This window comes from Luedemannella helvata (assembly GCF_039528415.1).
Classification (GTDB): Bacteria; Actinomycetota; Actinomycetes; order Mycobacteriales; family Micromonosporaceae; genus Luedemannella; species Luedemannella helvata.
Window position 1 is genome coordinate 1 of record NZ_BAAALS010000018.1, and the last position, 13766, is coordinate 13766.

A 13766-nucleotide genomic window follows, 5' to 3' on the forward strand; every position below is an offset into this window, starting at 1 on the left:
AGACGATCGACCCGTGCAACCTGCAACTGCTCTACCAGGGCAAGAACCCCAGCGCGGGCGGTGACTACAACAACCTGCCGTGGCGGCCGGGTCTGCTGACCCTACAGCGGTAGTCAGCTCAACCAGATGAGAAGCATCTGGTGAACGATGGCCGGCGCTCCAGTCGGAGCGCCGGCCATGTCGACAACAGATGGGTCGGTGCCGCACTGGCGCCGATGGCTTTGCTGTCCGCGCGGACGAGGCTACGAACAGCGGCTCAGGAGAGTGCGCAGACGTCGTCGGGGTGGATGACCACGCCGATGCCCAGGTCCTGCGGGCTGACGGTGGCGAGCATGACGCCGTGTTTGTTGGCCTCCACCACGGCCTGGGCGCAGCCGTCGTCGCCGGGGATGAGCGCGGCGACCCGGTCGACCTCCAGCAGGTCATCGGCGCTCAGCGGCAGTACCACGACGGTGTTGCTGTCGCCGGAGACCAGCCGTTCCAGCCGGGCGCGGTCATCGCCTTTGGTGTGTGGGAGCGCCTTCAGCACGGCGAGGGCGGGTACGCCGGTGATGTCGCCGTTGTCGGCCACCTCGCCGATGAGCTCGCCGGCGGACAGGCGTTCCAGGCGGACGTGGACCAGTAGCGCCGAGGTGTCCAGGATCAGGCCGATACTCATGCGGCGTCGGGCTTGCGCCGACGCGCCGCGCGGCTGGCGGCCTGCCGGTCCAGCAGCGCGCGGGCTGCCGCCCGACCTTCGTCGGTGATCTCCATGTCGCCGCTGTAGCCGAACTCGCGCAGCTCGGCCCGGGCCAGCTCCCGCTGCCGGTCGGCCTCGATCAGACCGGCGATGTACGCGGATGCCTCTCCGCGAGCGGCCTGGCGATCCACCCACTCTGCCAAGGAGGTCGGCAGGCTGAACGTCTTGCGCTTCCAGTCCCGGCCCTGCTTGTCTGTCTCGCCGTTCATAACGGCATCCTACATCGTTATGAACAGCCGCAACGCAAATGGCCCCGCTCGGCCCTTGGAACCGACGTTCGGGAAGTCGCGGTGAGCGAAAACAGGCGATAACGAGTCTTTTCCGCGCGTCCAGCAGAGTGGCGGTCGACCGTACAGGCGGCGGCTTGTTCTCACTCGGCGGCGGTGTCCAGCACCGGGTCAAGGGTCGCGATGATCTGATACAGGAGTGCGGCCGCGCGCGCTGGTTGATGTTGTGCCAGCTGCCGCGCGCGGTCGAGACGGACGTCGATTCCATCCAGCTCGGGATCGGTACGTCCGGCTACTGAGGCGACCATTGACTCGGTGTCGATCAAGAGGTTGTGGACGAAGTTGAGCGGTGCTGCGGCCTGGGCTGAGACGCCATCGGCCAGGGAGACGGCGAGAGTCAGCGCCCCGGTGACGACTGCGATATCGGACCAGTTCGGCCGGTCGTCGTGGCTGAACGCTGCCAGCGGGTTGGCGGCGACGTCGCTTGCGCCGTCCGGTCGCGAGGTCAGATGCTGCCAGGTCAAATCGACGAGGTCCTCAAAACTGTTCAGCAACTGTGGGCTTTCGGTGAACCCGGCAGCACGGACGAGGCCGAGCAGTAACGTCGGTTCTACGCCGGCGACCCGGTATGCGGCCGCTGGATATGGCCCGTCGGCGGCCGAGGCGATCGGCAGTTCGAGGCCGCCCGAGGACGCCTTCCGGGGCCGCTGTCCGGCGTATGGCGGGCGGATGATTCCGGCTCTGCGACCGGTGTCTGCGTAGACGCGTACGAGGTGACTGAAGCCGATGTCACTTCCGCGGCTTCGGCTGAGCTCCGCGGCGATGATGTCGGCGATGCAGATGCTGTACAGGTCGGAGGCGTCACCGTCGAGGGTCCGCCACGGGAGGCGCTCCAACGGCCAGCGGTGATCGCCGAACGTGGCCAACGTCGACCAGTACGACGTGGTCAGCTCGTACCGGAGCTGGAGCGCCCGGGCGAGTCGCTGGTGCTCGTCGCTGAGCAGGGTCAGTATCCGGGTCCGCTGCGACCATAGTTCCTCTGCCGCGTGCAGGACCGCCATCGTTGACGGCAGGTGTGGAACGGGATGCGCGGTGCCTTCCCGTTGCCGGGGTGCGTCGCCGTAGATCTCGACCATCGGAGCGCCCGCCAGAACGGCCCAGGCGAATCCCAGGTCGAACAGCTGTGAGGGCTGCTCGAACCGCGCGTCGGGGAGCGAGCCGATCGTGACTTCGAACAACGCGGCGCGCTCCAGCACCAGCTGGCTGAGAAACTCCGCCTCGACCGCGCTCGCGGCCCGTTCAGGTTGTCCAAGGATGCGGCGCAGTTCCGCACCGACGGGCTCGTCGTGCCCGACGATCCGGACGGCGAAGGACCTCAGCAGGCCGACCATCGCCGCGGTCAGGCGGATTGACGCCCGTTCAGCGAGTTCGTCGGCCACATCACGCGCCTCCTGCTGGGCGACCACGCTTCGTAGTACCTTGGCGAAGCCGGTGGCCGCGAGCGAGAGACGGAGTCCCGTCGCGTACGACTCGACCGACTCGGGTGGCTCTGCCGGTTGCGGACCGTCCGGGTTGAGCCGGAAGCGGGCGGGATCGACGGTGAACCGCGGCTGGCCGTCCGCATCGGCGTGGCGCACCATGTACTCGTTGAGCGCGTGCACCAGCCGCACCGGTATCGAAGTCGAGTCGCCGAGGGGCCGGAGTGCCTCCCGCGCGTCGTCAGCCGTTTCGTTCGGGACGTCGAGCTTGAGCGAAGGCAGGTTGGTCGCCGGGTGCAGGATGCACAGCAGCTGCTGCGCGTCGGTCAGCGCGTCGCCTGGGGTGGCCCAGACGAAGCTGCCGTCGTGGAACGAGTGCCGGACCACGGCACGCCACAGCCGCAGGATCTCCTCGCGCGGGTTCAGCTGCACGTCAACTCCTGACGTCGGAGGGGTTCGACGGCTCGGCGGGCAGCAGCGCGACCTGCCGCTGCTGGGGTGTCAGCGGTTGGCGGGGGAGTCGTTCGGCGACTCTGCGGAGCACGTCGGGCGGCGTGCGCCAGGGCCAGATCCGCAGGAGCCCGCCGCAGAGGACGAGTAACCTACCGTCGGCGGTGAAGGCCAGCGACGATACGCGCCCGGCACGGTCGGGGCGCGCGTACAGCAGGGTGCCGTCCCGGTCCCACAGGCGTACCTCGCCGTCGGCCGATCCGCTGGCGAGCCGACCGTCGGGCGCGAACGCGACCGCGGTGGCCGTGTCGCTGTGCCGGCCGAGCACGCGGTGCCCGCCGCGCGGGTCCACGTACCAGATTGAACCGTCGTCGCATGCGGCCCCGATGTGACCGTCGCCGGACTGCGCCGCGTCGTTGACCCGCCGCCCGTCGAGCAGCACCTGGTACCGCATCTGTAGTCGGTTCTGCACCAGCGTGACGCCGTCGGTCGGCCCGAAGACCGGCTCCGTGGCCCTCGTCGCGCGGTCCAGCTTGCCGGCTGCCCACACCCACCGGTCGCCGCGAGCGTCCGTGAGGTGCAGCGTCCCAGCGACGTCGAAGGCCAGCCGTGCGATCGCTACGTCATGCTCGATCAGGACCGGTTCACCACTGATCCACAGGAGGGCGCCGTCATCGCACGCGATGGCCATGCGTCCGTCCCGGCCGGTCGCGACCGCGTGCACGGTCCGGTGCCAGAGCGCCTCGACGGTCCCGCCTGCCAGTGCACTGAAAACGTCCGTTCCGGCGGGCACGTCGGTGATGAGCCGGCCCGTCACGTCCCACACCCACAACGTGCCGTCCGTGCAGGTCGCGGCGAGCCGTCCGTCGGCTGCGAAGGCAACGGAGCGCGTCATGTCGGTCGCGTCGCTCAACGTGTGAAGCAGCCTGCCGTCCGCCGACCGGATCTCGATCAGACCGTTGGCGCCGCCGCTGGCCAGACGGCCGTCCGGCGCAAAGGTAAGGCATGTGATGGCGCCTCGGTGCGTCTGGACGACCCTCGCTGCGCCGGTCGGAAACTGAAGTCGCAGTGTCCCGTCGCGGCTTGCCGACGCCAGCGTGTCGTCCGGGCCGAAGGTGACGACCAGGACGCTGTCGCGATGGACCGCGACGGTTGATGGATCCCGCGGTCCGGCCAACGTCCACATCAGGACTCGGCCATCGCCCAGGCCGGCGGCGACGCGGCCGCCGGTGGTCACCGCGACGCTGTACGGCACCGCCTCTCCGGTGCGCCAGGTACCCACCAGCGAAAGCGCGGTGTCGTAGACGTCAACCGCGCTGTCGGCCCGGCCGACAACCAGGATGCCGTCCGGCGCGTATGCCATCGCGGTGATCCGCCCTTTCCCGCGGGTCTCGCTCACGACCTGAGGGCCGGTCGGATCGCACAACCGGATCCAGTGGTCGTCGGTCACGACCGCGAGGCGCCCGTCGAGGCCCAACGCGATGAGGCTCCCGGCACTGCCTGGTACCGGCCGCCCCGCCCAGGACGCGGTGTCGACGACGCGTACGTCGTGATCGTCGGCGCTCACCGCCAGGTTGCCGTCGGGAGCGAAGGCCACCGTACGAACGCGCGCTACACCGCGCTCGACCTGGCGGAGTCCGCTGGCCAGCGTCGCCTCCAAAACCGTGGCGGTACGTGCAGTCGCCGCCAGTTCGGTGAGGGCGGCGTACGCCAGCGCCAGCGCGTACGCCGGGTTGGTGTTGAGGTTGGCCAACGCGTCGTTGGCCGCTCTGTCGGCCCGCCGTTCCATCTCGCCGGCCTGGTTGCGCTGAGACTCGTTGAGAAAGCGGATGATCTCCGGAGCCACGGCGCGTTCCCCGCGGGCCCAGGCCAACGCTTCGACAAGGCGCTGGCCACCGATGAGATAGTCGGGGCGGAATCTCGATCGCTCCCACGCACGGGCCAGCGGGGCGAGTTCCGTGAGACGGCGTAGTTCGTCCTCGTGCAGCGCGATGTCCTCGCGTAGGGGCTCCCACTGCCGCAACAGCGCCTCATGAGCGATGTCGTAGATGACGGTCCCATCCGCAATCCGGTCGCTGGTCAACAGACGCGCGTCAACGAAGGCCCGGACAACCCGCTCCTGCTGACGGTCCAGCGAGGAGGCTGTCACCCGCTGCCGGGTCGCCCCGGCCGAGCCCAAGGTGACGAACCGCCGCAGTGTCTCCAGGCACTGTGGCAGGGCATCCATGCCGAGCTCGCGCACGGCCGCCTCGGCTCTGCGGGTGATCGCTCCCGACACGCCGCCACTTGACCTGTACTCCTTCCACGAGATGTGCCGGTCGGCTGAGGCCCCGTTGTAGAGGTCGCTGAGCAGATAGCTCAGCAGGGGCAGTGCGTCGCCACCGCCCGTTTCGCGCACTATCTCGTCGACGAGTCCGGACTCGAACTCGGTAGCGGTCAGGCGTGCCGGCTCGTCAACGACCAACCTGATCTCACGCGGTCCCATGACGTTGACCATGACGGGGTGGTGGAAGAGATCCCGGCCCGGGCCCTGCTGGAACTCGCCAATGGTGTCCGACCTGACGGTCGCCACGACACGTAACCGAGGGTCCTGCTCCAACAACGCCTGCAGACACGCGACGAACGCGTGCCGGTCCTGCTCCGTGCCCTGGGTGACGGCCTCCTCCAGCTGGTCAACAACGATCAACACGTGACGCATCCCGCCCCGCAACCGCGCCAGCGCGGCCAATGCCGCCGGCATCGCGGGTGTGCGGGAACCGCTTCGTTCGGCCGCCCGGGCCGCCTCAGCCGCTGCCGTAAGGTCGACGCCCAGAAGCGTCGAGAGCTCGCCGATCGCGTTCGATCCGGGGGTGAACGCGGGAAGCACGCGAAACGACGAACCGTGGCCGAGGGCAGGAATGAGGCCTGCCAGGACCAGGGACGACTTGCCGGACCCGGACGGTCCGACCACCGGGACAAAACGCGCCGTCGGGGCGCGCGCGTCTCGCACGCGGACGACCAGTTCGTCGATTTCGCGGGCCCGTCCGAAAAAGACCGCGGCGCGATCCTCGGCGTACGCCATGAGGCCCGGGTAGGGGTTGCGACCGTCCCAGTCGGATCGCCGGTAACCGTTGCGCCAGGCGTCTATGCCAGCCTTGATCCCAACAGCGGCGACCAGACCGATTCCGATCACCGGGGAGTACCGGACGATAGGTTGCAGCGCCGGCGGCCACCGCTCGGGATCGTTGGTGAGCAGGTTGGTGATCAGCCCTGTGCCGGCGCTGAGTACGAAAACGCCGAAGCCCGTACTGTGCCACCGCCAGCGCAACCGGCGCATGCATCACTCCGCTCCGACCCGTCGTGGCGCCCAACGCCACAGTACTGAACCACGTACACCCCATGCCTGGTGATGCAAGACAAGGGCATCGACAGTCGCTTGTATGCGCCACAATGGACGAGTTGCGGACCTACTTACCCACGGGCGGGAGTGGCTTCAGCGTGCCGAGTGAGACAATCTTGGATGACTTGGTGGACCGGCTCGACGAGCGGACGCAGCTCCTGGACATGGTGTACTCGGCGGTTGGGTTGGGGCAACCACGGGTCGTTGTCGTTCGGGGGGAAGCCGGGGTCGGCAAGACCCGCCTGCTACAGGCCTTCCTGGACACAGCGGTAAGCCAGCATGGCGACGTTGGTCTGTTGGCTGGGTACGGGCAGGCGATGCTCAACTCGGCGGCTTCCGACTCGTTCCAGGCCATCCGTGAGTGCCTCCGGTCGCTGACGCGCAGGGCTGAGACGTCCGGGCGGAAGGCGCTCTTGGAACGGATCGTGGGCGCGTTCGTGCGGCACGCCCCTGACTGGGCCGAATCGGTTCCGATGGTTGGTGGCTTGATTGCTGCCGGGATGCGAACAGGCCAGGCCGTTGTGGAGTCCGGCCGCCAGCGGGTAGCGATGGACAGCCGTTTGGATCAGCTGGTCCGCTTCGTGGAGAGCCTTCTGGAGCAGGGCCCGTTGCTGCTGGTACTGGACGACCTTCACTGGGCCGACACCGCCACAGTCGACCTGCTTGTGGCCATTGGTCTGCGGGTGCAGGGGCCGCTGACGCTGGTGCTGGCGTACCGGGCAGACAACATCGTCGACCGTGCCACCCTGCATCCGATGCGGCGGGCGGTGTACCGGCTGGCGCGCTACCGGACGGATCTGGTTGAGATCGACCTACCTCCCCTTTCGCGTGAGGACACCGCGACGCTGGTCCGCCGTCGGATAGCTGGACCGGCCGCTTCAGGTCGGGTGGCGCAGATCGTGTCGATGAGCGCGGGCAACCCGCTGTTCGCCGAATCGCTTGCGGTCCTGAAAAACGAAGGCAGTACCACGACGCCGGTCCGCATCACCGCGGTCTTGGAGGAGCGACTGACCTTCCTCGACCCGACCGACCAGCGGCTGCTGGAGACCGCGGCGCTGATTGGGTACAGCTTCGAGGTGGACTACCTGGCGGCGTTGGCGCGCAGGGACGTCGACGAGGTGTTCGAGCGTCTTGGCGTTCTGTTCAGCGAGCACAGCCTGGTCCGGCCCGACGATGCGCGTGACGGCCGGGATCGTTACGTCATCGCCCATCCTCTGTTCGCGGAGATCCTGCGCCAGCGCGGCGCGCAGAACGGGCCACTCTGGCGGCGGCAGCACACGAAACTGCTGGATCTGCTCAAACAGGAGCAGCCGTGGGATGAGGAGATGCAGGTTCGTGCGGTAGATGTCGCGGTCGCCGCCGGCGCGAACCGCGACGCGTACCAGTTTGCGTTGGTCGCCGCGCGTGCCCAGTTTCGTCTGGGTGCGGTCACCAAGGCGCGAGAGCTGGCCTGGACCGCCGTCGACCACGCGCCCGATGACCACCTGGCGGGCCAGGCAAATGTCCAGTACGCCGAGTGCCTGGCGGCCGAGGGCAACCACGAGGCCGCCGCGCGGGCGTGTGAGAAGGCTGTCGCCTTGGTTGACGCGCAGGATGTGTACTCGGTCCAGCTCCTGTGGGCACGTAACCTACGCATGAAGAACGCGTGGACCCAGTGCGTCACGATCCTTAATCAGCTCGTCTCTTCGTCTGTCGGCCGGGACGAGACCCTCGCCGAGGCGCTCATGCTCCAGGCCGAGATTGCGCTGTGTGGCCCGGTCCAGGACACCCGCCGATGCATCGTCCTGTGTGATCAGGTAGCGGAGATCACCTCGAACCTTGAGTTGAAGTCGCGTGCTTACGGCCATCGGGGATTGGCCCATCTTGCCGCCTACGACGAGCCCTCGGCCGAGCACTGGCTGGTTAAGGCGATCGACATCGCGCGCCCGCTGGAGCACCCGTATGCCGAGTACGAGGCGATCCACTGGCTGAGCAAGAAGGCCATGGCCTGTCTTGAGCTGGACCGCGCCTGGCAGTTGATTGATCAACTCAGCAACAACTCCGACCTCAGTGGCGTCGCGTCCGAAAACCCCTGGCATCTGCGCGACCGCAGCCGGGTCCTCGGGCTGCAGGGGCAGATCACACAGGCGGCTCACTCCCTTTCGGGTTACCTCGGCAGCGTGAACGCCACCGCCCACGGGCGGGCCGTTACCACCCTTGCCTGCCAGGTCCACGAGCTAGACACAATCGTCGCCCGTCATGCCGGCGATGCGCTCATCGGGGCTTTGCGCGAGGCGACCGCGGCGACCCTCACTCGGGAAGACCATGCAGACTTCCTGCGATGTCTCGACGCGTTCGCCTCCCGCGACGACCAGAATCCGGTCGTCTTCGCTACCACCGTTCTCGGGATCGATCATGCTGAGGTGGTCGCAGCCGATGCGATCTTCCGGTTCGACGTGGAAGACCTGTCTCACCTGCGTGAGGTTGTTAGCCGGGGACGGAGGTTCTCCTGAAAGCGGACGCCACAGACGAGTTCTTCGTCGCGTCGGGCCTGACCTTCCTCAACCACGCTTCCTACGGTGCGTCGACTCGTACGGTCGTGGCTACGGCTCGCCAGCTGGCTGACCAGATCGAGGCGGACCCGCTCGGTAAACTCGGATCGACGGCACTCGCCCCCAGATTCCGGGCGATCTGCGAGCAACTATGCGCCGACCTGCGGCTGCACCCCGATCACACAGTGCTCACCCCCAACACCACGTCCGCCTCGGCGGCCCTGATCGCCTCGCTGCCGCTCGCGGAGCGGGACGTTGTTGTTGTGCTCGACACCGAGTACGCGTCGGTCATGCGCGGATGGCAGGTACGTTGCCACCAAGCCGGTGCCCGGTTCGTCACCGTACCCGTATCGCTGCCATTCACTGGGCCTGAACAACTCCTTGCCAACCTCGACGGCGCCGTCGCTGGAGGCGTCACGTACTTGGTAGCCAGCCACATCTCGTCATCGACAGCCATCCTGTTTCCCCTTGACGAGGTGGGCCAGTGGGTGGCGGCGCGCGGTGGGCGATTGCTCGTGGATACCGCCCACACGCCAGGGCATGTACCCGCACCCGTACCCGGTGGCCCGATCGCGGCTGTGTTCGGCAACGTTCACAAGTGGTACCCGGCGATGCGCTCGGTCGGGTTGCTGTCCCTCGCGCCGGATTTGGTCGATATCGTCCGTCCCGCAGAGGTCTCGCTGACTTGGGACTGTGACGACTTGACCGAGCGGTTTTCCTGGCCGGGCACGTTCGACCCCACGCCGAGGCTGTCCGTGCCGGCCGCCATTGCGCAGTACACCGAGTGGTGCGAGGCCGGCCGCCTCGCAGCGTGCCAGCGCCTGGCTGATCGTACCGTTACGATCATGGTCGCCCTGGGTGCCACGCCGACCACCAGCCCGGAGTTCATGCCTCCTCGAATGCGGGCGTTCTTCCTCGACGGCGTATCCGTGGTTGACGTCAAGACGGCGTTGTCGGCTGCGAACATTCGAGCGTGGGTCGGATCTGACGCAGGCGGTCGGACAATCCTGCGGGTAGCGACGCACGTCTACAACGATGCCGCAGACCTGAGCCTGCTCGGGTCCACGATCAAGGAGAGGCTTGCCCGATGACGGTTCCGTTCATCCCGGCGAAGCTCGCCAAGGCGATCCTGTTCCTCCGAGGTGAGCAGGACGGCACACGGTGGCTGTCGGAGCTGCCCGCCACCCTCGATCGCTACCAGCAGGCCTGGGGATTGCGACTGGAGGCCATCTCTGATGGCGGGGCCATGTCCGCCTGCGCACTCGGCACCGCCGCTGACGGCTCCCCCATCGTGCTCAAGGTCCCGGTCGACGCCGCTGCCGGGCAGCTCGAAGCCGAGCTGCTGCGCTACTGGGCCCCCACTGGTGCCGTACCGGCCGTACTCAACCAGGACCCCGACACGGGGGTCATGGTAATGGAACGCATCCTGCCCGGCGACACCGCCTGGCCTCGCAATGGTATCGACGACGCCCGACGCTACGGCGACCTGCTGACCCGGCTCAACGCGCCGAACCCGAACACGCCACCGTCACTTAAGCCCATGGACGAAGTGATCGAAATGCGGCTGGACTGGGCCCGGGAACGCTTCACCAACCCCGATCATCAGCACCCCAAGGCCCAACTCGACGCCGCCCGCGAGGTGTTTAGCCAGTTGCGCGACACTCTCGACCGCACGCAGGCGCGGGTCTTGCACGCCGACCTCCAAGCCAAGAACGTCCTCAACGACAGCAACGCCAGCTATGCTATCGATCCCATGGGTGCGGTGGGAGACCCGAACGCCGAAGCTGCCCTCTGGATCGCCATCCAGGACGGCCCAACATCAATCACCCAGCGGATTAACCAACTGGCCGATCATCCGCTGCTCGACGCCAGCCGACTCGCCGCATGGACTTTCGTCCTCGCGATAGCCGAGTACCGCCGGTACCTACCAGCATCCGCACGACGCATCGAAGAGTACCTTCACACCGACCATCCCCCGGCGCATCGAACGGACCCATACTGACGGCTGGTCAAGGATGGAGCAGCGGACCCTGCCGTAACCCTGACGATTCAACGGGGCCGCAATCTGATGCCGCCATAGATGATCAGGTTGGTGCGGCCAGTCGGCCAACGCTGGGTGGGGCGCCGGGCTGCGGACATCGCCGCCGATGGCGTAGGAGTCGCCGGAGTTCGTACGCGCATTGATGTTCTACAATCTGAATGAGCCGATGGGAGCGATCTTCACGCTGGCGTCACGGCGACATCGGCGTGGTCCTCGCGCAACCCCAACGCCTTGAGTACGAGATGGTTTGCTCCGTCGGCGCCGAATGTCACACGCCCGACAATGGTCGACTGGTCGATAGGCGGCGGCGTGCCGGGGTCCTAAGGTGGGCTCAGGTGCTGGTTTGCTGAAGGGTGAGGCCCATGGAACCTGTGACCCTGGTAGTAACGGCCCTGGTCGCTGGTGCCACCGCGGGCATTTCGGGAATGGCCGCCAGTGCTGTGGTGGATGCCTATGGGGCGTTGAAGAACCTGGTCTTGGCGTGCTTTCGTCGAGGTCATGTGCCAGAGGCTGCCGGACTGGATCTTATTGCTAAGGCGAGTGATGGACCTGGCCCACGGGCAGCATTGGAACAGCAGTTGACTGCAATCGAAATCGACGAGCCTACAATGGAGGCGGCGCAGACGTTGCTCGATCTACTCGAGAAGGCAGGCATCCGCAAGTTCCACGTCGAGGTGCATGATTCCACGGGTGTTCAGGTCGGGGACAAGAACTCGCAGACAATCAACATCCATCCGCGGTGATGGAGACCTGCGTTGACAGACGCGAATGGTAAAGATCAGGAGCCGAATGAAAGCCAGGACCAGTCGCGGCTGGAGATTTCCAACTCCGTAGGCGTGCAGGCCGGCTCCGGAAACGTACAGCACATCCATTTAGCGGAACCACCCTTGCCGGCACCGCCGTTGCCGAGGCAGCTGCCGCGTGCTCCAGCCCACTTCACGGGCCGCCGCGACGAACTGGAGATCTTAAACGAACTGCTTTCAGAGCCGCAGCACATATCGGGGAGTCCCGTGCTTATTGCCGCTGTTGCCGGCACGGCCGGCGTGGGCAAGACTGCCCTGGCGCTTCATTGGGCTCACTCCGCTGCCGATCAATTTCCTGACGGCCAATTGTATTTGAACATGCGGGGTTACGACTCCCGTGCCCCCATGACGGAGTCGGAGGCGCTAGGCCAATTGCTGCGGGCGCTCGGGGTCGCGCCAAAACAGATTCCTACACATGTCGAGGAACAAGAGGCGCTATATCGTTCGCTTGTAGCCGACCAACGGCTGCTGATCGTCTTCGATAACGTTGGTCGTAGCGATCAGGTCACCGGACTGCTGCCTGGAACATCCGCCAGTCTGGTGCTCATTACAAGCCGCAGCACTCTGCCGGGCCTGACGGCTCTTGAAAACGCGCGTCGCCTCATGCTCGATGTGCTGTCGTCCGGGGAGGCAGTGGAACTTCTGGGCCGCATCATCGGAACCAACCGAACCGAAGCGGAGATTGCCGCAGCACGCAGGCTAGTCGAGCAGTGCGCATTTCTTCCTCTTGCGATCAAGATCGCAGCAGAACGAGTGTCGGCGGGCTCCTATGTGTCACTCGCGGACGCAGCGACCGAACTTCTTGAGCACCGGCTCGACGACTTGAGCGATAGTGATGACGAACGAGCACGTATTCGTGCCGTCTTTTCGTGGTCCTACAACGCGCTCGATGGCGACATCAAAGAATCGTTTCGGCTTCTCGGACTCCACACTGGTTCTGCCATTGACGTCTGGGCGATGGCGGCGCTTCTCGGGCAGCCACTTCGGATTGCTCAACGTCGACTTAAAGCACTACAAAGTGCCAGCCTTCTGGAAGAACCGCGACACTCGCGGTTTCGCATGCATGACCTCCTTAGGCTTTACGCTCAGGAGCTACTTGGTGAATTCGTTGAGTCGCCGGTCCAGCAGGCGGCACGCCGCCGACTCGCGGAGTGGTATCTCTACATGTCTGAGCAGGGGGATATAGTGCTGAACCGGCATCGACGCCGGCCGCCGGTAAACCCAGACGAACAGCCTGCTGAGAAGCGTGACTTCAAGTCGCCAATCGATGCGCTTAACTGGTTCGAATTTGAGCGAATCAACCTTGTCGAAATTGTCCGGGATGCTAAGGAGCACGGGCTTTTCGACATCGCCTGGCGGCTGCCTTTGCTGACGTTTACCTATTTTCGGTTGCGTAGCCACTGGGTCGACTACATGACCTCATTCCGAGTTGGTCTACAGGCGGCCAAGGATTGTGCCGACGAGTTCGCAGAAGCCTGGCTAGCCAGCAACCTGGGTATCGGGGCAAAGGAAACTGGCCAATATGACTTGGCACTGGTGTACCTTGAGCAGGCAATTGCGATCCGTCGCCGGCTTGGCGACGCCTATGGAGAAGGCCAATCCTTGCATCATCTGGCAGGCGTACTGGAAAGATTGGACCGCCAGAATGAGGTCGAAGCCGTCTATCTGTCTTCGATGGAATTCCATCGCGTGACAGGTAATCGCTATTGCGAAGGCGCCACACTGTTAAGCTTGGGCGAATACTACCAGGGCAACGGCCTGTTTGAGAAAGCTTTGCTGCATTACCGGCTTGCGTTGGCAATCCATTCCGAAATCGGCTACCTCTTTGGACAGGGCCACGCTTACCATCTCGTCGCATCCATCCACGAGCGACTTGACGACCCAGGGCAAGCGATCGAGGCGTACCAGGAGGCGCTTGATCGGCGAATTCAGATCGGTCATGCCGTTGGCCAGGCGGAGACGTTAGAACGACTCGGCCACGTAATGGTCGCCGTTGGCCGAGGGGACGAGGCTGCCGGGATGTGGCGCGAGGCGCTCGTAATCTTCGATAGGCTTGGAGATATCCGCGCCGAGGGTGTTCGCGCATTGCTTGAGTCGATCTAACAATCTCTCCACTAG

9 protein-coding genes are annotated in these 13766 nt (G+C 65.7%); 5 read left to right on the top strand and 4 right to left on the bottom strand.

Annotated features, from left to right (window positions below):
• Nucleotides 1–256: 256 nt before the first annotated feature.
• From ABD191_RS18330 to ABD191_RS18345, 4 genes are all read right to left on the bottom strand, one after another.
• Nucleotides 257–658, bottom strand: a complete 402-nt coding sequence (locus ABD191_RS18330) for a hypothetical protein (protein ID WP_344083220.1) — start codon at nt 656–658, stop codon at nt 257–259.
• Nucleotides 655–948 carry a hypothetical protein gene (locus ABD191_RS18335; RefSeq protein ID WP_344083222.1) on the bottom strand — a complete coding sequence of 98 codons (294 nt, stop codon included), beginning with the start codon at nt 946–948 and terminating at the stop codon, nt 655–657. The genes ABD191_RS18330 and ABD191_RS18335 overlap by 4 nt, the downstream gene beginning before the upstream one ends.
• A 161-nt stretch (nt 949–1109) precedes the next feature.
• Complete coding sequence (locus ABD191_RS18340; RefSeq protein WP_344083224.1) at nt 1110–2876, bottom strand: SCO2524 family protein; 1767 nt, start codon at nt 2874–2876, stop codon at nt 1110–1112.
• A gap of 1 nt (nt 2877) precedes the next feature.
• Nucleotides 2878–6210, bottom strand: a complete 3333-nt coding sequence (locus ABD191_RS18345; RefSeq protein WP_344083226.1) for an nSTAND1 domain-containing NTPase — start codon at nt 6208–6210, stop codon at nt 2878–2880.
• A 179-nt stretch (nt 6211–6389) separates the two neighbouring features.
• Between ABD191_RS18345 and ABD191_RS18350 the strand changes: the two genes are divergently transcribed.
• The 5 genes from ABD191_RS18350 to ABD191_RS18370 all read left to right on the top strand — a co-directional run bounded on the left by ABD191_RS18350 (nt 6390) and on the right by ABD191_RS18370 (nt 13751).
• Entirely contained in the window at nt 6390–8765 is a 2376-nt protein-coding gene (locus ABD191_RS18350; protein ID WP_344083228.1) for an ATP-binding protein, read from the top strand.
• 86 nt (nt 8766–8851) lie between these two features.
• Nucleotides 8852–9895: an aminotransferase class V-fold PLP-dependent enzyme gene (locus ABD191_RS18355; RefSeq protein ID WP_344083230.1), complete on the top strand. Its 1044-nt coding sequence runs from the start codon at nt 8852–8854 to the stop codon at nt 9893–9895.
• Nucleotides 9892–10806 carry an aminoglycoside phosphotransferase family protein gene (locus ABD191_RS18360; protein ID WP_344083232.1) on the top strand — a complete coding sequence of 305 codons (915 nt, stop codon included), beginning with the start codon at nt 9892–9894 and terminating at the stop codon, nt 10804–10806. The genes ABD191_RS18355 and ABD191_RS18360 overlap by 4 nt, the downstream gene beginning before the upstream one ends.
• Nucleotides 10807–11207: 401 nt before the next feature.
• Nucleotides 11208–11588, top strand: a complete 381-nt coding sequence (locus tag ABD191_RS18365) for a hypothetical protein (RefSeq protein ID WP_344083234.1) — start codon at nt 11208–11210, stop codon at nt 11586–11588.
• A 12-nt stretch (nt 11589–11600) separates the two neighbouring features.
• Nucleotides 11601–13751: an ATP-binding protein gene (locus tag ABD191_RS18370; RefSeq protein ID WP_344083236.1), complete on the top strand. Its 2151-nt coding sequence runs from the start codon at nt 11601–11603 to the stop codon at nt 13749–13751.
• Nucleotides 13752–13766: the final 15 nt, after the last annotated feature.

Bases quoted from the DNA above. Each gene is read 5' to 3' on its own strand.
- ABD191_RS18360 (WP_344083232.1), top strand. From the start codon at position 9,892: ATGACGGTTCCGTTCATCCCGGCGAAGCTCGCCAAGGCGATCCTGTTC.
- ABD191_RS18335 (WP_344083222.1), bottom strand. From the start codon at position 948: ATGAACGGCGAGACAGACAAGCAGGGCCGGGACTGGAAGCGCAAGACG.
- ABD191_RS18330 (WP_344083220.1), bottom strand. From the start codon at position 658: ATGAGTATCGGCCTGATCCTGGACACCTCGGCGCTACTGGTCCACGTC.
- ABD191_RS18345 (WP_344083226.1), bottom strand. From the start codon at position 6,210: ATGCGCCGGTTGCGCTGGCGGTGGCACAGTACGGGCTTCGGCGTTTTC.
- ABD191_RS18365 (WP_344083234.1), top strand. From the start codon at position 11,208: ATGGAACCTGTGACCCTGGTAGTAACGGCCCTGGTCGCTGGTGCCACC.